Origin of the sequence: Flavobacterium salmonis (assembly GCF_903819435.1) — a bacterium.
GTDB lineage: Bacteria > Bacteroidota > Bacteroidia > Flavobacteriales > Flavobacteriaceae > Flavobacterium > Flavobacterium chungangense.
In genome coordinates, this window is sequence record NZ_CAIJDP010000088.1 from 156,443 (window position 1) to 177,940 (window position 21,498).

Annotated in this window: 35 protein-coding genes; 1 reads left to right on the forward strand and 34 read right to left on the reverse strand. The window is 34.1% G+C overall.

Annotated features, from left to right (window positions below; all coding sequences use genetic code 11):
* Positions 1 to 144: 144 nt before the first annotated feature.
* On the reverse strand, positions 145 to 510 hold the full coding sequence (locus FLACHUCJ7_RS21935) for a CoA-binding protein (protein ID WP_031456024.1): 366 nt from the start codon (positions 508 to 510) through the stop codon (positions 145 to 147).
* 155 nt (positions 511 to 665) lie between these two features.
* On the opposite strand from FLACHUCJ7_RS21935, the gene FLACHUCJ7_RS21940 reads away from it, so the two are divergent.
* Positions 666 to 1,295 (forward strand): MarC family NAAT transporter, encoded by a 630-nt coding sequence (locus tag FLACHUCJ7_RS21940; RefSeq protein ID WP_180910464.1) that lies wholly within the window; start codon positions 666 to 668, stop codon positions 1,293 to 1,295.
* An 83-nt stretch (positions 1,296 to 1,378) separates the two neighbouring features.
* On the opposite strand, the gene ctlX is transcribed toward FLACHUCJ7_RS21940, so the two are convergent.
* The 33 genes from ctlX to rplC all read right to left on the reverse strand — a co-directional run bounded on the left by ctlX (position 1,379) and on the right by rplC (position 21,138).
* On the reverse strand, positions 1,379 to 2,314 hold the full coding sequence (gene ctlX, locus FLACHUCJ7_RS21945) for a citrulline utilization hydrolase CtlX (protein WP_180910465.1): 936 nt from the start codon (positions 2,312 to 2,314) through the stop codon (positions 1,379 to 1,381).
* 14 nt (positions 2,315 to 2,328) lie between these two features.
* Complete coding sequence (locus tag FLACHUCJ7_RS21950) at positions 2,329 to 3,243, reverse strand: dimethylarginine dimethylaminohydrolase family protein (RefSeq protein WP_180910467.1); 915 nt, start codon at positions 3,241 to 3,243, stop codon at positions 2,329 to 2,331.
* 60 nt (positions 3,244 to 3,303) lie between these two features.
* The gene (locus FLACHUCJ7_RS21955) at positions 3,304 to 4,581 is read right to left on the reverse strand and encodes a citrate synthase (protein WP_031456028.1); all 1,278 of its coding nucleotides are present in this window, start codon (positions 4,579 to 4,581) and stop codon (positions 3,304 to 3,306) included.
* A gap of 155 nt (positions 4,582 to 4,736) precedes the next feature.
* Positions 4,737 to 6,029 (reverse strand): phosphopyruvate hydratase, encoded by a 1,293-nt coding sequence (eno, locus tag FLACHUCJ7_RS21960; protein WP_078225743.1) that lies wholly within the window; start codon positions 6,027 to 6,029, stop codon positions 4,737 to 4,739.
* Between the two features lie 111 nt (positions 6,030 to 6,140).
* On the reverse strand, positions 6,141 to 7,250 hold the full coding sequence (gene carA, locus FLACHUCJ7_RS21965) for a glutamine-hydrolyzing carbamoyl-phosphate synthase small subunit (protein ID WP_031456030.1): 1,110 nt from the start codon (positions 7,248 to 7,250) through the stop codon (positions 6,141 to 6,143).
* 251 nt (positions 7,251 to 7,501) lie between these two features.
* Positions 7,502 to 7,993: a 50S ribosomal protein L17 gene (rplQ, locus tag FLACHUCJ7_RS21970; RefSeq protein ID WP_078225741.1), complete on the reverse strand. Its 492-nt coding sequence runs from the start codon at positions 7,991 to 7,993 to the stop codon at positions 7,502 to 7,504.
* Positions 7,994 to 8,029: 36 nt separating this feature from the next.
* Positions 8,030 to 9,022: a DNA-directed RNA polymerase subunit alpha gene (locus tag FLACHUCJ7_RS21975; RefSeq protein ID WP_026109818.1), complete on the reverse strand. Its 993-nt coding sequence runs from the start codon at positions 9,020 to 9,022 to the stop codon at positions 8,030 to 8,032.
* Positions 9,023 to 9,043: 21 nt separating this feature from the next.
* On the reverse strand, positions 9,044 to 9,649 hold the full coding sequence (gene rpsD, locus FLACHUCJ7_RS21980; RefSeq protein WP_007803679.1) for a 30S ribosomal protein S4: 606 nt from the start codon (positions 9,647 to 9,649) through the stop codon (positions 9,044 to 9,046).
* 92 nt (positions 9,650 to 9,741) lie between these two features.
* A complete protein-coding gene (gene rpsK, locus FLACHUCJ7_RS21985; RefSeq protein WP_007803677.1) occupies positions 9,742 to 10,125 on the reverse strand; it encodes a 30S ribosomal protein S11 in 384 nt (127 codons plus the stop codon).
* A gap of 8 nt (positions 10,126 to 10,133) precedes the next feature.
* On the reverse strand, positions 10,134 to 10,508 hold the full coding sequence (gene rpsM / locus FLACHUCJ7_RS21990) for a 30S ribosomal protein S13 (protein ID WP_031456033.1): 375 nt from the start codon (positions 10,506 to 10,508) through the stop codon (positions 10,134 to 10,136).
* Between the two features lie 2 nt (positions 10,509 to 10,510).
* Positions 10,511 to 10,627: a type B 50S ribosomal protein L36 gene (gene ykgO / locus FLACHUCJ7_RS21995; protein ID WP_002987490.1), complete on the reverse strand. Its 117-nt coding sequence runs from the start codon at positions 10,625 to 10,627 to the stop codon at positions 10,511 to 10,513.
* Between the two features lie 12 nt (positions 10,628 to 10,639).
* Positions 10,640 to 10,855: a translation initiation factor IF-1 gene (infA, locus tag FLACHUCJ7_RS22000; RefSeq protein WP_007136545.1), complete on the reverse strand. Its 216-nt coding sequence runs from the start codon at positions 10,853 to 10,855 to the stop codon at positions 10,640 to 10,642.
* A gap of 7 nt (positions 10,856 to 10,862) precedes the next feature.
* Positions 10,863 to 12,209 carry a preprotein translocase subunit SecY gene (gene secY / locus FLACHUCJ7_RS22005; protein WP_031456034.1) on the reverse strand — a complete coding sequence of 449 codons (1,347 nt, stop codon included), beginning with the start codon at positions 12,207 to 12,209 and terminating at the stop codon, positions 10,863 to 10,865.
* 12 nt (positions 12,210 to 12,221) lie between these two features.
* Entirely contained in the window at positions 12,222 to 12,674 is a 453-nt protein-coding gene (rplO, locus tag FLACHUCJ7_RS22010; RefSeq protein WP_017495009.1) for a 50S ribosomal protein L15, read from the reverse strand.
* 11 nt (positions 12,675 to 12,685) lie between these two features.
* On the reverse strand, positions 12,686 to 12,868 hold the full coding sequence (gene rpmD, locus FLACHUCJ7_RS22015; protein WP_017495010.1) for a 50S ribosomal protein L30: 183 nt from the start codon (positions 12,866 to 12,868) through the stop codon (positions 12,686 to 12,688).
* Positions 12,869 to 12,880: 12 nt separating this feature from the next.
* The gene (gene rpsE, locus FLACHUCJ7_RS22020; protein ID WP_085950271.1) at positions 12,881 to 13,405 is read right to left on the reverse strand and encodes a 30S ribosomal protein S5; all 525 of its coding nucleotides are present in this window, start codon (positions 13,403 to 13,405) and stop codon (positions 12,881 to 12,883) included.
* A gap of 3 nt (positions 13,406 to 13,408) precedes the next feature.
* Positions 13,409 to 13,759 (reverse strand): 50S ribosomal protein L18, encoded by a 351-nt coding sequence (gene rplR / locus FLACHUCJ7_RS22025; protein ID WP_031456035.1) that lies wholly within the window; start codon positions 13,757 to 13,759, stop codon positions 13,409 to 13,411.
* Between the two features lie 11 nt (positions 13,760 to 13,770).
* Positions 13,771 to 14,313: a 50S ribosomal protein L6 gene (rplF, locus tag FLACHUCJ7_RS22030; RefSeq protein ID WP_078225739.1), complete on the reverse strand. Its 543-nt coding sequence runs from the start codon at positions 14,311 to 14,313 to the stop codon at positions 13,771 to 13,773.
* Between the two features lie 18 nt (positions 14,314 to 14,331).
* On the reverse strand, positions 14,332 to 14,730 hold the full coding sequence (rpsH, locus tag FLACHUCJ7_RS22035) for a 30S ribosomal protein S8 (RefSeq protein WP_007803657.1): 399 nt from the start codon (positions 14,728 to 14,730) through the stop codon (positions 14,332 to 14,334).
* Between the two features lie 105 nt (positions 14,731 to 14,835).
* A complete protein-coding gene (rpsN, locus tag FLACHUCJ7_RS22040) occupies positions 14,836 to 15,105 on the reverse strand; it encodes a 30S ribosomal protein S14 (protein WP_180910473.1) in 270 nt (89 codons plus the stop codon).
* A gap of 3 nt (positions 15,106 to 15,108) precedes the next feature.
* Complete coding sequence (gene rplE, locus FLACHUCJ7_RS22045; protein WP_017495015.1) at positions 15,109 to 15,660, reverse strand: 50S ribosomal protein L5; 552 nt, start codon at positions 15,658 to 15,660, stop codon at positions 15,109 to 15,111.
* 2 nt (positions 15,661 to 15,662) lie between these two features.
* Positions 15,663 to 15,977 (reverse strand): 50S ribosomal protein L24, encoded by a 315-nt coding sequence (rplX, locus tag FLACHUCJ7_RS22050; RefSeq protein ID WP_007803650.1) that lies wholly within the window; start codon positions 15,975 to 15,977, stop codon positions 15,663 to 15,665.
* An 11-nt stretch (positions 15,978 to 15,988) separates the two neighbouring features.
* Entirely contained in the window at positions 15,989 to 16,357 is a 369-nt protein-coding gene (gene rplN, locus FLACHUCJ7_RS22055) for a 50S ribosomal protein L14 (RefSeq protein ID WP_007803649.1), read from the reverse strand.
* Between the two features lie 2 nt (positions 16,358 to 16,359).
* Complete coding sequence (rpsQ, locus tag FLACHUCJ7_RS22060) at positions 16,360 to 16,620, reverse strand: 30S ribosomal protein S17 (RefSeq protein ID WP_007803646.1); 261 nt, start codon at positions 16,618 to 16,620, stop codon at positions 16,360 to 16,362.
* 17 nt (positions 16,621 to 16,637) lie between these two features.
* Positions 16,638 to 16,829, reverse strand: a complete 192-nt coding sequence (gene rpmC / locus FLACHUCJ7_RS22065) for a 50S ribosomal protein L29 (protein WP_007803639.1) — start codon at positions 16,827 to 16,829, stop codon at positions 16,638 to 16,640.
* A gap of 13 nt (positions 16,830 to 16,842) precedes the next feature.
* The gene (gene rplP, locus FLACHUCJ7_RS22070) at positions 16,843 to 17,268 is read right to left on the reverse strand and encodes a 50S ribosomal protein L16 (RefSeq protein ID WP_007803637.1); all 426 of its coding nucleotides are present in this window, start codon (positions 17,266 to 17,268) and stop codon (positions 16,843 to 16,845) included.
* A 19-nt stretch (positions 17,269 to 17,287) separates the two neighbouring features.
* Positions 17,288 to 18,049, reverse strand: coding sequence for a 30S ribosomal protein S3 (rpsC, locus tag FLACHUCJ7_RS22075; protein WP_007803635.1), 762 nt, complete (start codon positions 18,047 to 18,049; stop codon positions 17,288 to 17,290).
* A gap of 5 nt (positions 18,050 to 18,054) precedes the next feature.
* The gene (rplV, locus tag FLACHUCJ7_RS22080; RefSeq protein WP_007803631.1) at positions 18,055 to 18,468 is read right to left on the reverse strand and encodes a 50S ribosomal protein L22; all 414 of its coding nucleotides are present in this window, start codon (positions 18,466 to 18,468) and stop codon (positions 18,055 to 18,057) included.
* A gap of 6 nt (positions 18,469 to 18,474) precedes the next feature.
* Positions 18,475 to 18,753, reverse strand: coding sequence for a 30S ribosomal protein S19 (gene rpsS, locus FLACHUCJ7_RS22085; protein ID WP_012022488.1), 279 nt, complete (start codon positions 18,751 to 18,753; stop codon positions 18,475 to 18,477).
* A gap of 6 nt (positions 18,754 to 18,759) precedes the next feature.
* A complete protein-coding gene (gene rplB, locus FLACHUCJ7_RS22090) occupies positions 18,760 to 19,584 on the reverse strand; it encodes a 50S ribosomal protein L2 (RefSeq protein ID WP_059114053.1) in 825 nt (274 codons plus the stop codon).
* 9 nt (positions 19,585 to 19,593) lie between these two features.
* Positions 19,594 to 19,884, reverse strand: a complete 291-nt coding sequence (gene rplW, locus FLACHUCJ7_RS22095) for a 50S ribosomal protein L23 (protein ID WP_017495018.1) — start codon at positions 19,882 to 19,884, stop codon at positions 19,594 to 19,596.
* Positions 19,885 to 19,891: 7 nt separating this feature from the next.
* On the reverse strand, positions 19,892 to 20,521 hold the full coding sequence (rplD, locus tag FLACHUCJ7_RS22100) for a 50S ribosomal protein L4 (RefSeq protein ID WP_031456040.1): 630 nt from the start codon (positions 20,519 to 20,521) through the stop codon (positions 19,892 to 19,894).
* Positions 20,521 to 21,138, reverse strand: coding sequence for a 50S ribosomal protein L3 (rplC, locus tag FLACHUCJ7_RS22105; protein ID WP_180910474.1), 618 nt, complete (start codon positions 21,136 to 21,138; stop codon positions 20,521 to 20,523). The genes rplD and rplC overlap by 1 nt, the downstream gene beginning before the upstream one ends.
* Positions 21,139 to 21,498 lie beyond the last annotated feature (360 nt).

The following is a 21,498-nucleotide window of genomic DNA, read 5'->3' on the forward strand; positions in this document are numbered from 1 at the left end:
TGGTTTGTAAGGACTTACATTTTAAACATACTTAGTATCACAAAGCTATCTTAAAAAGTGATTTCTAACCCTATTAAAAAATCCTTTTACACCTCATTTGACACAAAAGACATAGTGCATAAAAGGAAATAACTCCCAAGAAAACTAATATTGATTTGTTGCCAACAAAACCAAAGTACAAGCAACCTCTGCTTTGATATTATTAAGTTCAAGTAACTGATAAAACTCTGGATTTTCAGTTCCGGGATTAAAAACTACCCGCTTAGGCTGTGCTTCGATAATATAATTATAATAATCACGCTGACGAGCCGGGTTTAAATATAAGGTTACTGTATCTATATTTTTAACAGGAATGGCTTTGGTATAAATTTTCACGCCTGCAACTTCACCTGCTTTTTGTCCTATTGCTAAAACTGTATGCCCTTTTTGAGTCAACATATTTATGGCTTTAAAAGCATAACGTTCCGGTTTTGTTGTTGCACCTAAAACTAAAGTTTTTTTATTTTTCATTGTTTCTGAATAAGCCACAAAAGTAATCAAAAAAGGCTGAAATACCTTCGTCTTTTGATTTAGAGCTATTAAAGACAAAAAAAACAATATCCTAACATCATATTCGGGTAAAATCTTAAAATTTGATTATTTTTACTTTATCATTCGAAAACATTATGGATTTATTCATTTATTTATTTGCTGCTCTTTTCTCTGTTTTAAATCCAATTGGTACTGTTCCTATCTTTGTAGGGCTCACTCATGATGATTCAGATAGTGAGCGTTCCAGAATATCATTATGGACAGCTATTAATGTTTTCATTATTTTAATTGTTTCATTTTTTATTGGACAATATGTTTTAACTTTTTTTGGAATTAGCATTGATGCACTTCGTATTGCTGGTGGTCTTGTGATCTTAAATTCAGGTTTTTCATTATTATCCGGAAAAATCAGCAAAAAAAGAGGAATTAATAAAAAAGTAGAAAACGATGCCCAAAAAAGAAATGATATTGCATTGACCCCATTGGCAATTCCAATGCTGGCTGGCCCTGGATCTATCTCTTTACTAATTGCTTTTTACCAGGAACATCATGAAGTGAACGAAATAATAATTTCCAGCTTAGCTATTTTAGCTATAGCAATTACCATTTTTGTTATCTTAAAAAGCGCTCATTATTTAGCTCGTATATTAGGCGCTTCTGGTATTGTCGCTATTTCCAGAATTATTGGTTTTATTGTAATTGCAATTGGAATTCAATATATTGTGAGTTCTATAATTAATATTGTTAAAGCAAATTTAATATAACCCTTTGAATATCAAAACACAAAATTCCAAATCCCACTGCATTCAGCTTTTGGAATTTGGAATTTTTTATTGAAAATTTAACTTTAACTTCTTGGCAAGAATACTTCTGCCATCATACATCTGGCACTACCTCCACCACAGGCTTCAATTGTATCGAGACTCGAGCTTAAAATTTCAGCATGATTTTGTAATTGTTCAATTTGTTTTATTGTTAAACTGTTATAAGCCGATGAGCTCATAACGATATACTTTATATCATTTGATCCTCGAACCTCCAACATATTACCTGCGAAATTATTTACTTGTGCTTCCGTAATTAAAATAATTTCTTTATTATCTACTTTCAGGTTTTCCAAGACCATTTTGCGCTCTTTTTTATCATCAATGCAATCTGCACAAATAACCGCAAAAGTTTCACCAATACACATCATAACATTAGTATGATAAATCAATTTACGTTCACCATCAACAGTCTGGAAAGCTTCAAAAATTACCGGAGCATAATCAAAATCTTCGCAGAATTCGATAAACAATTCTTCATCTGCACGAGGTGATAAGGCGCAATATGCTTTTCCGTTAGCTCTGTCCAAAAGTAAGCTTCCCGTTCCTTCGAGAAAAATACCATCTTCTTCTGCAGATGTATAATCCATGATATCAGTAATCTCAAAACCTTTTTCTTCCAAAATATCCAAAATATCTTCGCGGCGTTCCTGGCGACGATTTTCAGCAAACATTGGATACAATGCTACCTCTCCATTTTCATGGAACGACACCCAGTTATTTGGAAAAATACTATCTGGTGTATCTGACTCTAAGGTATCTTCTATAACGGTAACATCAACTCCAACTGCTATCAATTTTTCTACAAATTCATCAAACTCCTGTTGTGCTTTTGCATTTACTGTACTTGGCAAAAGGCCATCTAAAACTTTTTGATAATAATTATTTACTGCTGTCTGTTCATTCATTCTGAAAGCAACTGGACGAATCATTACAATCGAGTGAGTAGTTTGTTTCATATCTTAAAATAAAATTAATCTCTAATTAATGGCAAAGTTGAACATCTCAACAACCCTTCTTGTTTTGCAATTTCAGCGTACGGAATTTCTTCGACTATAAAACCATTTGCACGTAACCAATTGTTTAAACGTGTGAAGTTTTTTTCTGAAACTACAACTTTTTCATCAATCGAAAACACATTCGAAAACATATTATACATTTCGTTTCTTTCGATATGAAATAAATTTTCCTTTCCAAAAAGATTTACCAAATACATATAATCAGCTTCTTCACGAAAACCTCTTTTATAAACAATCCCTTTATCTTTTCCTACAGGCTGAAAACAGCAATCTAAATGCAAAGCATTATCGCGGGCTTCAATTTTAGATTTAACCAAATCAAATTCCTTGACAATTTTATTCGGAAACAAATTTTTAATATAGTTTACTCCTTCCATATTAGTCCTTGCTGTTATGTAATCTTTATAATCACTCCCTTTATAAGTTCCAATAAAAATATGATCATTCCATAACATTACATCACCACCTTCAATATGAACTTCCTCTGGCGGACGAAGCACTTTTAAAGAATCAATCTGATCAATAACATATTGAATTGCATCAAGTTCTCGTTCTCTGTCAGGTAAAATATTTGATTTCACAAAGACATCATCAATTACAAAACCAATATCTCTGGCAAAAATCTGATTGTAATTTTCTATCATTTCCGGACGATAAACCACTACATCGTATTTTTGAAAAACAGCATTAAAAGCATCCATTTCAGCAACCATATCTTTTTCTACAGGATAAGTACCTGCTTTAATATGTTCCAATGATTTAGGATCATAAGCTTCCCTTATTGAAGGAGTTGGCCCATTATGAACAGCAGAACCCAAAACTACAGCACGTAATCTTGAGGTTTCGTTCTTTATATTTAATTGCAACATATATGTTATATTTTGTTGCAAATATAAAAAAAGCTTCACAGTTAAGTGAAGCTTTCAATTTTATTTATTTGACTTAAAATCTCTCAATGGATGCCCAGTATAAATTTGTCTTGGTCTTCCAATTGGTTCTTTATTTTCTCGCATTTCTTTCCATTGTGCAATCCAGCCCGGTAATCTACCAATAGCAAACATTACAGTAAACATATCAGTTGGGATACCTAATGCTCTGTAAATAATTCCAGAATAGAAATCAACGTTTGGATACAAGTTTCTTGATTTGAAGTAATCGTCTTCAAGAGCTGCAGTTTCTAATTTTCTGGCAATATCTAAAATCGGATCTTCAACACCTAAAGTTTCCAAAACTTCTTTAGCCGCTTTTTTGATGATTTTAGCTCTTGGATCAAAGTTTTTATAAACTCTGTGACCAAACCCCATTAATCTGAATGGGTCATTTTTATCTTTCGCTTTCGCTAAAAACTTATCTGTATCTCCACCATCTTTATTAATATCTTCCAGCATCTCAAGAACTGCTTGGTTTGCCCCTCCGTGAAGAGGTCCCCAAAGAGCAGAAACTCCTGCAGAAACCGAAGCAAATAAACCAGCATGAGAAGAGCCAACCATTCTTACTGTAGATGTAGAACAGTTTTGTTCGTGATCTGCATGAAGAATAAATAATTTATCTAATGCATTAACAATTATCGGATTTGCAGAGTAAGGACCTGTAGGCAATTTAAACATTAATTGCATAAAGCTTTCTACATATCCTTTTGTATTGTCATAATAGTTTAAAGGATACCCCATTGACTTTCTGTAAGTCCATGTAGCAATTACGAGAAATTTAGCCATTGTTTTACAAATAGCTTCGTACATTTCTTTTTCGTTATCAACATTTACTGCTTTAGGATTAAATGCTGTTAAAGCACTTGTCAAAGCAGATAAAACCCCCATCGGATGAGCAGTTTTTGGAAAACCGTCAATAATATTTTTCATTTCTTCGTTTACCAAAGAATGCTTTTTAATATTATTTTCGAAATCCTCTAATTGTGCAGCGGTTGGTAATTCTCCAAAAATCAAAAGATAAGAAACCTCTAAGAAGCTTGCTTTCTCTGCAAGATCTTCGATTGAATACCCTCTGTAACGTAAAATTCCTAATTCTCCATCCAGAAAAGTGATTTCACTTTTGCACGAACCAGAATTTTTATAACCAGGATCAATAGTAATAATACCAGTTAAATCACGTAATTTGTTAATATCGATAGCGGATTCATTTTCACTTCCTGTGATTACCGGAAGCTCAATTTTCTTACCATCTACTTCTAATGTAGCTATTTTTGACATAATATATGGGAAATAATTCTTTAAAATAATAATTTATCAAATCTAAGGAATTTAAGACTAATTAAAAAAGGAATAATGCTATGAATTTGTTAAAACCCCAAAAAAAAACCACTCGTTTATACGAATGGTTTAATTTTACGAATATAACACTACAATTACTTGATCTTAAAAGCGTTTAACCCCGGAAAATAAGCAGTACTTCCTAATTCTTCTTCGATTCTCAATAATTGATTATATTTTGCCATACGATCAGAACGAGAAGCAGAACCTGTCTTAATTTGACCACAATTTAAAGCTACAGCCAAATCTGCGATTGTATTATCTTCTGTTTCTCCTGAACGGTGAGACATAACTGAAGTATAACCCGCATTTTTAGCCATATTTACTGCAGCAATAGTTTCTGTCAAAGTACCAATTTGGTTTACTTTTACTAAAATTGAGTTAGCGATACCTTTTTCAATTCCCGTTGACAAACGAGCAACGTTAGTTACGAATAAATCATCTCCAACTAATTGAACTTTATGTCCAATTTTTTCAGTTAAATATTTCCATCCATCCCAATCATCTTCGTACATACCATCTTCGATAGAAATAATTGGATATTTAGCAGCAAGTTCAGCTAAATAATCTGCTTGCTGTTCAGAAGTTCTGATTTTTCCGGTTTCTCCTTCAAATTTAGTGTAATCATATTTGCCGTCTACATAAAACTCAGATGCAGCACAGTCAAGAGCAATCATAATTTCGTCACCAAAAGTATATCCTGCTTTTTCAACGGCTAATTTGATAGTATCTAAAGCATCTTCAGTACCACCTGCCAAGTTTGGAGCAAACCCTCCTTCGTCACCAACAGCAGTACTTAAACCTCTATCGTGTAATACTTTTTTCAAACTATGAAAAATTTCAGTTCCCATTTGCATAGCATGTGTAAAAGAAGTGGCTTTTACAGGGAAAATCATAAATTCCTGAAAAGCAATAGGAGCATCAGAGTGCGAACCACCATTGATGATATTCATCATAGGAACAGGCAATGTATTAGCAGAAACCCCACCAACATATCTGTATAATGGTAATCCAAGTTCATTAGCTGCAGCTTTTGCAGCAGCAAGTGAAACTCCTAAAATAGCATTAGCTCCTAATTTAGATTTATTTGGTGTTCCATCTAAATCAATCATTAATTGATCAATAGTATTTTGTTCAAAAACAGAAGTTCCAACCAATTCTTCAGCAATAACGGTATTTACATTATTCACTGCATTCAAAACTCCTTTTCCAAGATAAGCTTTACCTCCATCACGTAATTCAACAGCTTCGTGCTCTCCAGTTGATGCTCCAGACGGAACAGCCGCTCTACCTAATACACCATTTTCAGTTACTACATCAACTTCAATAGTAGGATTCCCTCTGGAATCAAGAATTTGTCTTGCGTGAACTTTAATTATAATACTCATTATTTTTGTTTTTTATTAATAAAATATAATTTTTTTTCGAAAGTATAAAAATATTTAATACTAAAAACGCATTTTTATCATTAAACATCTTTATTTATTAACTACATCGTTTTAGACCTTTGCAGATTTTATGTTATCAACAAATTGATCAAACAAATAAGACGAATCATGCGGGCCCGGACTAGCTTCAGGATGATACTGCACTGAAAAACAATTTTTATTTTTCATACGCATTCCCGCAACTGTATCATCATTAAGATGCACGTGTGTAATCTCTAATTCTGGATGACCTTCCAAAGCCTCTCTTTTTACAGCAAATCCATGATTTTGAGAAGTTATTTCACCTTTTCCAGTAATAATATTTTTTACAGGATGATTAATTCCACGATGACCTCCAAACATTTTATAAGTTTTAACTCCGTTAGCCAAAGCTATAACCTGATGACCCAAACAGATTCCAAATAATGGTTTATCATCTGCTATAATTTCTTTAGCAACTTGTATAGCACTAAATAGAGGGTCGGGATCTCCAGGCCCATTTGACAAAAAGTAACCGTCAGGGCTGAAGGCAGTCAAATCTCCATATGTTGAATTATAAGGAAAAACTTTGATATAGCAATCTCTTTTTGCAAGATTTCTCAAAATATTCTTTTTAATTCCAAGATCTAAAGCAGATATTTTATAAGTAGCATTTTCATCACCAAAAAAATAAGGTTCTTTAGTTGAAACTTTTGACGCTAATTCTAAACCTTCCATGTTTGGTACATTAGCCAATTCTTTTTTCAATTCATCAATCGAAGTTCCGTCTGTACAAATAACAGCATTCATTGCTCCATTATCACGGATATAACTTACAAGAGCTCTTGTATCAACATCAGAAATACAGATTAAATTTTGTTTTGTAAAATAATCTTCTAAACTTCCCGAAGCATCTTCTCTTGAATAATTAAAGCTAAAGTTTTTACAAACTAAACCAGCAATTTTAACGCTATCCGATTCAATTTCCAAATCATTAACACCATAATTTCCAATATGCGCATTTGTAGCTACCAATATTTGCCCAAAGTATGAAGGATCTGTAAAAATCTCCTGATACCCGGTCATTCCTGTATTAAAACAAACTTCACCAAAAGTTTTACCGCTAATACCGATAGATTTCCCATGAAAAATAGTCCCATCACTTAGTAATAAAATGGCGCTCTGTCGTGTCGTGTATTTCATTCTTTAATTTGTATTGTTTTATCGTATTCTAAAACAAGCTGTAGCTCGTTTATTTGTAATTAGATATTTTGCAAATTTACTTTTTTAAAAGAGTGTCTCCAAGATTTTTTAAAAATTTCATTAATAAAAATAAAACCTAATCTCTTAAATAAGTTAAATTATACTTTCTTTATAAAAAAATCAAAAAAAAAAAAAAGGATAAACTAAAAATTAGCTTATCCTTTATTTCTATAGAATCATTACTTTCATAATTATTCAGAAGCTTCAGTAGTCGTTTCTGATTCAGCAGCAGGAGCTTCTGTAGTTGTCTCCTCAGCTTTTTTTGCTTTACCACCACGACGGCTTTTTGCTTTTTTAACTTCTTTTTTTCCTCCATTGTAAAGCTCATTGAAATCTACAAGTTCGATCATTGCCATATCAGCATTATCTCCCAAACGATTTCCAACTTTGATGATACGAGTGTATCCTCCTGGACGGTCACCAACTTTAGCAGCTACGTCTCTGAACAAGTCAGTTACAGCATATTTGCTACGTAAGTAAGCAAAAACAATACGACGGTTGTGAGTCGTATCTTCTTTTGATTTTGTGATTAAAGGCTCAACAAATTGTTTAAGCGCTTTAGCCTTAGCAACAGTAGTGTTAATACGTTTGTGCTCAATAAGAGAACAAGCCATATTAGCCAACATAGCTTTTCTATGTCCAGTCTGTCTGCTTAAGTGATTGAATTTTTTTCCGTGTCTCATTGCTATTTTAAATTTAATCCCGCAAGCGGGATTGAATTATTCTTTATCTAATTTGTATTTAGCTAAGTCCATCCCGAAAGTTAAATTTTTAACCGCAACAAGTTCATCAAGTTCAGTTAAAGATTTTTTACCAAAATTACGGAATTTCATTAGGTCATTTTTATTGAACGATACTAAATCACCAAGTGTATCAACTTCAGCCGCTTTCAAGCAATTTAATGCTCTCACAGATAAATCCATATCAACAAGCTTAGTTTTAAGCAATTGTCTCATATGCAATGACTCTTCATCATACGATTCTGTTTGTGCAATTTCGTCAGCCTCGAGTGTAATTCTTTCGTCAGAGAACAACATGAAGTGGTGAATTAAAACTTTAGCAGCTTCAGTAAGAGCATCTTTTGGATTAATAGAGCCATCAGTTTTAATTTCAAAAACTAATTTTTCGTAATCTGTTTTTTGCTCAACACGGAAGTTTTCAATTGCATATTTTACATTTTTTACCGGAGTAAAAATAGAATCTGTAAAAATAGTTCCAATTGCAGCATTCTGTTTTTTGTTCTCCTCAGCAGGTACGTATCCTCTACCTTTTTCGATTGTTAAATCGAAATTCAATTTGATTTTAGAATCTAAATTACAGATAACAAGATCCGGGTTCAGAACTTGAAAACCTGAGATAAATTTTTGAAAATCACCTGCTGTTAATTGATCTTTACCAGAAACAGAAATAGTAACTGCTTCATTATCGATGTCTTCAATTTGACGTTTGAAACGTACTTGTTTTAGATTAAGGATAATTTCGGTAACATCTTCAACAACACCTGAAATAGTAGAAAACTCATGATCTACACCTTCGATACGAACAGATGTAATTGCATAACCTTCTAATGCTGAAAGCAAAACTCTTCTAAGTGCATTACCAACTGTCAATCCGTAACCAGGTTCTAAAGGTCTAAATTCAAATTTACCTTCAAAATCGGTTGAATCGATCATGATAACTTTATCGGGCTTTTGAAAATTAAATATTGCCATAAATTTCGACTAAGTCAATTATTATTTGTTGTACAACTCTACGATTAATTGTTCTTTAATGTTTTCTGGAATTTGAAGTCTTGCAGGTACAGAAACGAAAGTTCCCTCTTTAAGATCATTATTCCATGTAATCCATTCATAAACATGACTTGAATTTGACAAAGAACGTTCGATAGCTTCTAAAGATTTAGATTTTTCACGAACTGCAACTTTATCACCAGGCTTAAGGTGGTAAGAAGGAATGTTTACAACTTCTCCGTTAACAGTAATGTGTCTGTGAGAAACTAATTGTCTTGCACCTCTACGAGATGGAGCAATTCCCATTCTAAAAACAACATTATCTAATCTTGCTTCACATAATTGTAAAAGAACTTCACCAGTAACACCTTTAGTAGCTGATGCTTTTTTGAATAAACCTCTGAATTGCTTTTCTAAAATTCCATAAGAATATTTAGCTTTTTGCTTTTCCATTAACTGAACAGCGTATTCAGATTTTTTACCTCTTTTTTTAGCCATCCCGTGTTGTCCAGGTGGGTAATTTCTTTTTTCGAAAGATTTATCATCTCCGAATATTGCTTCGCCAAATTTACGAGCAATTCTAGTTTTAGGACCAGTATATCTTGCCATTTCTAAAAATTAAATTTAAGGTAGAGATTATGAATTCAGGTCATATCCTTCGATAATCGTTTATTCTACCTTGTTATACTTAAACAATATTATTATACTCTACGTCTCTTTGGAGGACGACAACCGTTGTGAGGCATTGGAGTAACATCGATAATCTCTGTAACTTCAATTCCACCGTTATGAATAGAACGGATAGCAGACTCTCGTCCATTTCCTGGTCCTTTTACATAAACCTTAACTTTTTTAAGTCCTGCCTCAAGAGCTACCTTACTACAATCTTCTGCAGCCATTTGAGCAGCATATGGAGTATTCTTTTTAGAACCCCTGAAACCCATTTTACCAGCTGAAGACCAAGAAATAACTTCACCTTTCTTGTTTGTCAAAGAAATAATGATGTTGTTGAAAGTGGCAGAAATATGAGCTTCACCCGTTGATTCAACGATAACTTTACGTTTTTTTGCAGTTGCTTTAGCCATATTACTTATTATTTAGTTGCTTTTTTCTTGTTAGCAACAGTTTTTCTTTTACCTTTTCTTGTTCTAGAGTTGTTTTTAGTTCTTTGCCCTCTTAACGGAAGACCAGATCTGTGACGGATACCTCTGTAACATCCAATATCCATTAAACGTTTGATGTTCAAAGAAACTTCAGAACGTAATTCACCTTCAATTTTGTAAAATCCTACTGCGTCACGAATTGCTCCGATCTCGTCATCATTCCAATCTTGAACTTTTTTATCTTGGCTAACTTGAGCTTTTTCTAAAATCTCAATAGCTCTACTTCTTCCTAATCCAAAGATATAGGTAAGTGCTATAACACCTCTTTTGTTTTTTGGGATATCTACCCCTGCTATTCTTGCCATAATTATCCTTGTCTTTGTTTAAATCTAGGATTTTTTTTGTTTATAACGTACAATCTCCCTTTTCTACGCACGATAATGCACTCGGCACTTCTCTTTTTTACTGATGCTCTAACTTTCATAGTGAATATCCTTTAATATCGATAAGTAATTCTTGCTTTTGACAAATCATAAGGGCTCATTTCTAGCTTCACTTTATCACCAGGTAATAATTTGATATAATGCATTCGCATTTTCCCAGAAATATGAGCAATTACAATATGTCCATTTTCTAACTCTACACGGAACATTGCATTTGATAATGCTTCAATGATTGATCCGTCTTGCTCTATTGCTGATTGTTTTGCCATAAATATATTAAGCTACTGCTTTTCTATTTTTACCAGTCTTCATTAAACCATCATAATGTTTGTTTAACAAGTATGAATTGATTTGCTGAATAGTATCTATCGCAACTCCAACCATAATTATTAAAGAGGTACCTCCAAAAAACATTGCCCAAGATTGTTGTACATCCATAATACTTACAACAATAGCTGGGAACACAGCAATCAAAGCAAGGAATAAAGATCCAGGGAAAGTTATTAAAGACATCACTTTATCAAGAAAGTCTGAAGTTTCTGCGCCAGGTCTGACACCCGGAATAAAACCACCACTTCTTTTTAAATCATCGGCCATTTTGTTAGTAGGTACTGTGATTGCAGTATAGAAGAATGTGAATACAATAATTAAAGTTGCAAAAACAAAATTATACCAAAACCCAAACATATTACTAAATGCCCCAACAATAGATTGTGATGTATCTGATTTAGACAATCCAGCTACAGCAGCAGGAATAAACATAATTGCCTGAGCAAAAATAATTGGCATTACTCCGGAAGCATTAAGCTTAAGAGGAATCCATTGTCTATTACCACCTGCTAAATCTTGTTCGTAATCTCCTGTAGTTGTACGACGAGCGTATTGTACAGGAATTCTGCGTACCGCCATTGTAAGCAATACACAAGAAATGATAACTAACAACCATACAATAATTTCAATAACCAATAACATTGGACCTCCGTTGTTATTCGTAACTCTGGTTGTAAACTCTTGTATAAAAGCTTGTGGTAAACGCGCTAATATACCAACCATAATTAATAATGAAATTCCGTTTCCAATACCTTTATCAGTAATTTTTTCTCCAAGCCACATAGCAAAAATAGTACCAGTAACTAAGATAATAACAGAAGAAAATAAAAACTCAGGAGAGTTAAAACCAAGCAAAAATGCATTACCTGGTAATGTTCTGTATAAATTATAAATATAAGTAGGACCTTGAACCAATGTAATAGCAATAGTTAACCAACGGGTAATTTGATTAATCTTTTTTCTACCGCTTTCTCCATCATTTTGAAGTTTTTGCAAATATGGAATTGCGATTCCCATTAACTGAACAACAATAGAAGCAGAAATGTAGGGCATAATCCCTAAAGCAAAAACTGAAGCTTTAGAGAAAGCACCTCCGGTGAACATGTCTAAGATAGATCCTAAACCATTTTTTGTTTGTCCCGCTAAACCAGTTAATTGAGTTGCATCAATTCCAGGAAGCGTAACGTGTGCTCCAAAACGATATACTAAAAGTAGACCTAATGTAATCAGGATTCTGTTTTTCAGTTCTTCGATTTTCCAAACATTACTTATTGATTCAATAAATTTCTTCATACAATAGAAAAATTATATTGTTACAGCCTCTCCTCCAGCAGCTTCAATAGCAGCTTTCGCAGTAGCAGTAAATTTGTGAGCAGTTACTTTTAATTTTGCTTTCAATTCTCCTCTACCTAAAATCTTAACGATTTCATTTTTGGTAGCCAGACGGTTTGCTACGAAATCTGTCATAGAAACAGAATCAGTGATCACACCATTGTCTACTAACAATTGAAGCGTATCTAAATTAACACCTTCGTATTCTTTACGATTAATGTTTGTGAAACCAAACTTAGGCACACGTCTTTGAAGTGGCATTTGCCCTCCTTCAAAACCAATCTTTTTAGAATAACCAGAACGAGATTTTGCTCCTTTGTGTCCTCTTGCAGAAGTACCACCTTTTCCAGAACCTTCTCCTCTACCTAATCTTTTATTTTGATTGTGTGTTGACCCTTCAGCTGGTTGTAAGTTACTTAAATTCATAACAGTATTTGTTATTTAGCTTCTTCAACAGAAACTAAGTGTTTAACTTTGTTTATCATCCCAAGGATAGCAGGGTTTGAATCATGCTCTACAACTTGTCCCATTTTACGTAGACCCAAAGCTTCTAAACCTCTCTTTTGAGAAAGAGGACAGTTGATTTTGCTTCGTACTTGTTTTACTAATAATTTAGCCATAATTTCCTTGAATTAACCTTTAAAAACTTTTTCTAAAGAAACACCTCTTTGTTTTGCAACAGTATAAGCGCTTCTCATTTGCAATAAAGCATCAAAAGTTGCTTTAACCACGTTATGAGGATTTGATGATCCTTGAGATTTAGACAATACATCGTGAATACCTACTGATTCAAGAACTGAACGAACAGCTCCACCAGCAATAACTCCTGTACCATGAGAAGCAGGAATTAAAAATACACGTGCACCTCCAAATTTACCTTTTTGTTCGTGAGGAACAGATTGACCGTTCAAAGGAATTTTTACTAAATTTTTCTTAGCATCTTCTACTGCTTTTGCAATTGCTTCAGAAACGTCTTTAGATTTTCCTAATCCATGACCAACTACTCCGTTTTCATCACCTACAACTACAATAGCAGAAAAACCGAAAGCTCTACCTCCTTTTGTAACTTTAGTAACACGATTAACACTTACCAGACGATCTTTAAGTTCAAGACCACTTGGTTTTACCAATTCTACATTTTTGTATTTAGACATAATATATTAGAATTTAAGTCCAGCCGCTCTTGCGCCTTCTGCTAATGATTTAATACGACCGTGATATAAATATCCACCTCTATCAAAAGTGATGGTATCAATCCCGGCTTTTAACGCTTTTTCAGCAACTAGTTTTCCAACTGCAGCAGCTACTTCAACGTTAGTACCTTTTCCTATTTCTTTTTCTCTTGAAGATGCAGCTAAAATAGTAACTCCATTCACATCATCAATAAGTTGAGCGTAAATTTCTTTGTTACTTCTAAATACAGATAATCTTGGGTTAGCAGCAGTACCACTAATCGATTTTCTAATTCTGAATCTAATTCTCTGTCTTCTATCAGATTTTGTTAATGACATAATCTTATTTTTTAAGCTGATTTACCTGCTTTTCTTCTTAATACTTCACCTACAAATTTAACACCTTTTCCTTTGTATGGCTCAGGCTTACGGAAACCTCTGATTTTCGCAGCAACCTGACCTAAAAGTTGTTTATCAAATGATGTTAATTTTACAATAGGGTTTTTACCTTTTTCAGATATTGTTTCTACCACTACTTCCGGAGCAACTTCTAAAACAATATTGTGAGAATATCCAAGAGCTAAATCTAATTTTTGACCTTGGTTTGAAGCTCTGTAACCAACTCCAACTAATTCAAGTTCTTTTGTAAAACCTTCAGATACACCAACAATCATATTACTGATTAAAGATCTGTATAATCCATGTTTTGCTCTTTGGTCTTTATGATCAGACGATCTTTCTACTAAAGCATGATCGCCTTCAACTGTTACAGTTACGTCCGAAAACTCCTGAGTTAGTTGACCTTTTTTTCCTTTTACTGTAATAATACCGTCTTTAACTTCTACAGTTACTCCAGCAGGGATTACAATTGGGCTTTTACCTATTCTTGACATCTTATTTAGTCTTTAAAATTAGTATACGTAACAAATTACTTCACCACCTACATTTAATTGCTTAGCTTGTTTTCCTGTCATCAAACCTTTTGATGTAGAAACAATAGCAATCCCTAATCCGTTAAGGATTCTTGGTAATTTGGCAGCACCTGCGTATTTACGTAAACCAGGTTTACTAATTCTTTGGATATCTTTAATTACAGGCTCTTTAGTATCTTTATCATACTTTAAAGCAATTTTGATTGAACCCTGAACAGTGTTGTCCTCAAATTTGTAACTTAAGATATAACCTTGATCAAATAAGATCTTAGTTATTTCTTTTTTTAGATTAGAAGCTGGAATTTCTACAACTTTGTGGTTTGCAGCCACAGCGTTACGAACTCTAGTCAAATAATCTGCAATAGGATCTGTATACATATGTATTTGATTGCGATTATGGTTTTCGGGAGATACTCATCTCCCGAACCTTTAATCAATTAAAATTATTTTTTTGGTTTGCAAAAGTACAAACTAATTATGAGATTACCAAGATGCTTTTTTTACACCTGGAATTAATCCATTATTAGCCATTTCACGGAAAGTTACACGTGAAATACCGAATTGACGGATATAACCTCTTGGTCTGCCTGTTAATTTACAACGATTATGCAAACGAACTGGTGAAGCATTTTTAGGTAATTTTTGTAAGCCTTCATAATCTCCAGCTTTCAATAAAGCTTTTCTTTTTTCAGCGTACTTAGCTACCGTTTTTTCTCTTTTCACCTCACGGGCTTTCATTGATTCTTTAGCCATGTCTTAATTCTTTTTAAAAGGTAATCCTAATTCAGCCAATAATGACTTTGCCTCTTTGTCTGTTTTTGCAGTAGTAACAAAAGTAATATCCATTCCTGAAATTTTGTTTACTTTGTCAATATCAATTTCTGGGAAAATGATTTGCTCTAAAACTCCAAGATTGTAATTGCCTCTTCCGTCAAATCCTGTAGCTTTGATACCACTAAAATCTCTAACGCGTGGTAAAGCAGAAGTAATAAGTCTATCTAAAAACTCATACATTCTCTCACCACGTAAAGTAACTTTTGCTCCAATAGGCATCCCTTTTCTCAATTTAAAAGACGCAACGTCTTTCTTTGAAATTGTAGATACTGCTTTTTGTCCAGTGATCTTTGTTAACTCATCAACCGCATAGTCAATAAGTTTTTTATCAGATACAGCTGCACCAACTCCACGGCTCAAAACGATTTTTTCAAGTTTTGGAACTTGCATCACGTTTGTATATCCGAATTCCTCTTTAAGAGCAGAGATTACTCTACTCTTATATTCTTCTTTTAGTCTAGGTGTATATGCCATTACTATAGTACTTGATTAGATTTTTTTGAAAATCTTACTTTCTTATCTCCTTCTACTCTAATACCAACTCTAGTTGTTTCCTTAGTTTTAGGATCAATTAGTGAAATGTTAGATATTTGTATAGAAGCTTCTTTCTTAACGATACCACCTTGAGGGTTTTTAGCACTTGGTTTTGTATGTTTCGAAACCATGTTTACACCTTCAACTATCGCTTTATTTTTCTCACGGTAAACACGTAAAACTTTACCTTCAGCACCTTTATGGTCTCCAGCAATAACTCTTACGATATCTCCTGATTTTATTTTTAGCTTTATCATCTTAAAACGAATTAAAGCACTTCTGGTGCTAATGATACAATTTTCATGAATTGTTTTTCACGAAGTTCTCTTGCTACCGGACCAAAAACACGTGTTCCTCTCATTTCCCCTGCAGCGTTCAAAAGAACACAAGCATTATCATCGAAACGGATATAAGAACCATCAGCTCTTCTCACTTCTTTTTTGGTACGTACAACAACTGCAGTTGAAACAGCTCCTTTTTTAACGTTACCGTTAGGAGTTGCATCTTTAATAGATACTACAATCTTGTCACCAACAGAGGCATACCTTCTTTTGGTACCTCCTAAAACACGGATAGTTAAAACTTCTTTTGCTCCCGTGTTATCTGCTACTTTTAGTCTTGATTCCTGTTGTACCATAATTATTTAGCTCTTTCTAAGATTTCAACTAATCTCCAACATTTTGTTTTACTTAAAGGACGCGTTTCGCTAATTCTTACAGTATCTCCAATGTTACAGTCGTTTGTTTCGTCGTGTGCAACGTATTTCTTTGTTTTCAACACGAACTTACCGTATAATGGGTGTTTTACTTTTCTTACTTCAGCAATAACAATAGATTTATCCATTTTATTTGAAGTAACAACACCTATTCTTTCTTTTCTTAAATTTCTTTTTTCTTCCATCTTTCAGCAGAATACAATTATTGTAACTCTCTTTTAGTTAGCTCTGTAGCCAATCTTGCAACTGTTCTTCTTACACTTCTGATTTGAAGTGGGTTCTCAATTGGAGAAATAGCGTGGGCCATTTTTAGGTCAGCATATATCTTCTTAGTTTGACTAAGTTTTTCTTGCAACTCCGCTGCAGAAAGATCTTTTATTTCTGATTGTTTCATAATATAATATAAATTATGCTTCGAAATCTCTAGCAACGACGAACTTAGTTTTTACTGGAAGCTTTTGAGCTGCAAGACGTAACGCCTCTTTTGCAACTGACAAAGGAACTCCTCCAACTTCAAACATAATTCTTCCGGGTTTAACAACGGCAGCCCAATATTCAACGGCACCTTTACCTTTACCCATACGTACCTCAAGAGGTTTCTTAGTAATTGGTTTGTCTGGAAATATTTTGATCCATAATTGTCCTTCTCTCTTCATGAAACGAGTTGCAGCAATACGTGCAGCTTCGATTTGACGAGACGTTAAGAACATTCCATCTTCATGTACAGATTTAATACCAAACATTCCATTAGAAAGTTCATGCCCTCTTTGAGAGTTACCTTTCATTTTACCTTTCTGTACCTTACGGTATTTTGTTCTTTTAGGCTGTAACATTTTTCTTTAGTTTAAAAATTTACTTTCTTTTACGAGCGTCTGGTTTTCCACCTTTATTAAAAGGTTTTCTGTCTCCTCTCGGAGAATCACCACCTTTACCACCACCAGTTCCGGATTGTTTTTTATCCATTCCTGCAAGTGGGGAAAGATCTCTCTTTCCATAAACTTCACCTTTCATGATCCATACTTTGATACCCATTCTACCGTAAGTAGTGTGAGCTTCAGCCAAAGCATAATCAATATCAGCTCTGAAAGTTGATAGAGGAATTCTACCTTCTTTGAAACCTTCTGAACGCGCCATCTCTGCACCATTCAAACGACCAGAAATCAAAACCTTGATACCTTCAGCGTTCATACGCATAGAAGCAGCAATAGCCATTTTGATTGCACGTCTGTAAGAAATACGGCTTTCGATTTGACGAGCGATGCTTGTCGCCACAAGATAAGCATCTAACTCAGGTCTTTTAATTTCAAAGATGTTGATTTGAACCTCTTTGTCAGTAACTTTCTTAAGTTCTTCTTTCAACTTGTCTACCTCTTGTCCGCCTTTTCCGATAATGATACCAGGTCTTGCAGTAGTGATAGTAACGGTTACAAGTTTCAAAGTTCTCTCGATGATTACTTTAGATACACTAGCTTTTGATAAACGAGCGTGGATATACTTTCTGATTTTGTGATCTTCGGCAAGTTTATCACCGTAATCATTTCCACCATACCAGTTTGAGTCCCACCCTCTGATGATACCAAGTCTATTTCCAATTGGATTTGTCTTTTGTCCCATGCTGCTTAAGAATTGCTTTGTGTGTTATTGATAGCTCCAAGCACGATTGTTACGTGGTTAGAACGTTTTCTTATTCTGTGTGCACGACCTTGTGGAGCTGGACGAAGTCTTTTTAACATCATTCCACCATCTACCCTGATCTCTTTAACAAATAATCCAGCTTCTTCTAAATTACCTTCACTATTTTTTTGCTCCCAGTTGTTGATTGCAGATAATAATAGTTTCTCTAATTTTCTCGAAGCCTCTTTAGAACTGAATCTTAAGATGTTAAGTGCTCTTTCTACCTTCTGACCTCTTACCAAGTCCGCTACTAAGCGCATTTTTCTAGGTGAAGTAGGGCAGTTATTCAATTTTGCGAAAGCAATAGACTTATTAGCCTCTTTTCTCGCATCTGCTGTTTCTCTTTTACGAACTCCCATTGCTTCTTATTTTTTACCTTTATTTTTTGCTCCAGCATGACCTCTAAAAGATCTAGTTGGTGAAAACTCTCCTAATTTGTGACCTACCATGTTTTCTGTTACGTAAACTGGTACAAATTGACGACCGTTATGAACTGCGATAGTCTGTCCAACGAAATCCGGAGTAATCATAGAAGCTCTAGACCAAGTCTTTACTACACTATTTTTACCACTTTCTACGTTTTCCTGAACTTTCTTGTCTAACTTATAATGAACGAAAGGTCCTTTTTTTAATGAACGTGCCATATCTTATTATTTCTTTCTACGTTCTACGATATACTTGTTACTCGGGTTTTTCTTAGAACGAGTTCTATAACCTTTTGCTGGTATTCCATTTCTTGAACGTGGATGTCCACCAGAAGAACGTCCTTCTCCACCACCCATCGGGTGATCAACAGGGTTCATTGCAACAGGTCTTGTTCTAGGTCTTCTTCCTAACCATCTTGTTCTACCAGCTTTTCCTGATACAACTAATTGGTGGTCTGAATTAGAAACAGCTCCAATTGTAGCCGAACAAGTTAACAAGATCAATCTTGTTTCACCAGATGGCATTTTAATTGTAGCATATTTTCCGTCTCTTGCCATTAACTGAGCAAATGTACCAGCTGAACGAGCGATTACCGCTCCCTGACCTGGACGTAACTCAATACAAGAGATTACAGTTCCTAAAGGAATTCTGCTTAAAGGTAATGTATTACCAATTTCAGGTTGAGATTCAGGGCCAGAAACTAATTTCTGACCAACTTTCAATCCGTTTTGTGCAATTACATAAGTTTTCTCACCATCAGCATAAGCTAATAAAGCGATAAATGCAGTACGATTTGGATCATATTCGATTGATTTCACTGTAGCCGGAATTCCTTCTTTTGTACGTTTGAAATCAATAATACGATATCTCTGCTTGTGACCACCACCCGTATAACGCATGGTCATCTTTCCTTGACTATTTCTACCTCCAGAGTTTTTTATCGGCGCTATCAAAGAGCGTTCCGGCTTATCAGTTGTAATGGCGTCATAACCATTCACAACTCTAAATCGCTGACCTGGGGTAATAGGTTTTAATTTTCTTACTGACATTTTTCTATCTTAGATATTGTTGTAAAAATCAATTGTTTCTCCTTCTTGTACTTGAACAATTGCTTTTTTAATTGCATTTGTCTTTCCACTGATTAAACCACTTTTAGTGTATTTTGTAGTTCTGTCCGGTCTTACGTTCATCGTGTTAACTGAAACGATAGTTACTCCATAAGCAGCTTCAACAGCTTTCTTAATTTGAACTTTGTTTGCTTTTTTATCAACAACGAATCCGAAGCGATTTAAAACTTCACTTTCTTTGGTTACTTTTTCCGTTACTATAGGTCTGATAATGATGCTCATATTCCTATTATTTACTTAAATTTTCTTCAATTAACTCTAAAGAACCTTCTAAAAGCACTAAATTATTAGCGTTTAATATTGCGTAAGTGCTTAATTCAGAGCTAGTTACGACGTTTGAAGCCTTTAAATTACGTGACGACAAATATACATTTTTATTCGACTCACCCAATACAAATAGAGATTTTTTATTTTCTAACCCTAAAGCTTTCAAAACGTTAATGAAATTTTTAGTGTTTGGCGCCTCAAAATTAAAGTCTTCAAGAACGATAACATTTGACTCTTTTGCCTTGATAGAGAAAGCAGATTTTCTCGCCAATCTTTTCAAGCCTTTATTCAATTTAAATGAATAACTTCTTGGTCTTGGCCCAAAAATTGTTCCACCACCTTTAAACAATGGATTCTTGATACTTCCCGCACGAGCTGTACCAGTTCCTTTTTGTTTTTTAATCTTACGTGTACTTCCTGTCACTTCAGCTCTTTCTTTAGCTTTGTGAGTTCCTTGTCTTTGATTAGCAAGATATTGCTTAACATCAAGGTATACAGCGTGATTGTTTGGTTCAATTGCGAATACTGAATCAGAAAGTTGAACTTTTCTTCCAGTATCTTTTCCGTTGAAATCTAATACTTTTACTTCCATTACTTCTGAATGATTACATAAGAGTTTTTATGTCCAGGAACACATCCTTTAATAACAAGTAGGTTCTTTTCAGCAACTACTTTTAAAACTCTAAGGTTTTGAACTTTTACATTGTCTCCTCCCATTCTTCCAGCCATACGCATTCCTTTGAACACCCTGGATGGATAAGAAGAAGCTCCCACAGAACCTGGCGCTCTTAAACGGTTGTGTTGACCGTGAGTTGCTTGTCCAACACCACCAAATCCGTGACGTTTAACAACCCCTTGAAAACCTTTACCTTTAGATACACCTTGTACATCTACAAATTCTCCTTCAGCAAAAATAGAAACATCAATAAGATCTCCTAATTTTTGTTCAGTTGCAAAATCTTGAAATTCAACGACTTTTTTCTTAGCAACAGTTCCAGCTTTTTTAAAGTGACCTAAAGCCGCTTTAGTGGAATGTTTCTCGTTTTTGTCATCGAAACCAAGTTGCAACGCTTCGTACCCGTCAATACCTTTGGTTCTGACTTGGGTAACAACACACGGCCCAGCCTCGATTACTGTACAAGGAATGTTTTTCCCGTTTTCGTCGAAAATACTAGTCATGCCGATTTTTTTACCAATTAACCCAGACATAAATATTAATTATTAATTACTAAAATTCCCTTCAATTTGAAAATTACCGAAATTTCCAAACAGGGAGTGCAAAAGTATACATTAAAATTGAATATACCAAACAGTTACAAAAATTAAATAGCTCATAATCAAAATCAAAGCTTAATTCCTTCCCCATCCAATATTTTATTTCTTGAGAAAATCAAATTTCACCTTTTTAACATGCAATTTTATTTAGCTTAACGATCACTTAATCCTAACAAGAAAAAACATCCGCAATAGCCTAAACAAAAGACATTTCAGGAAAAACGAAAATAATTTACTCAAACAAATATCTTACAAAAAATACTCCTCAAAACTTTTTATCACAAAAAAAAGCGA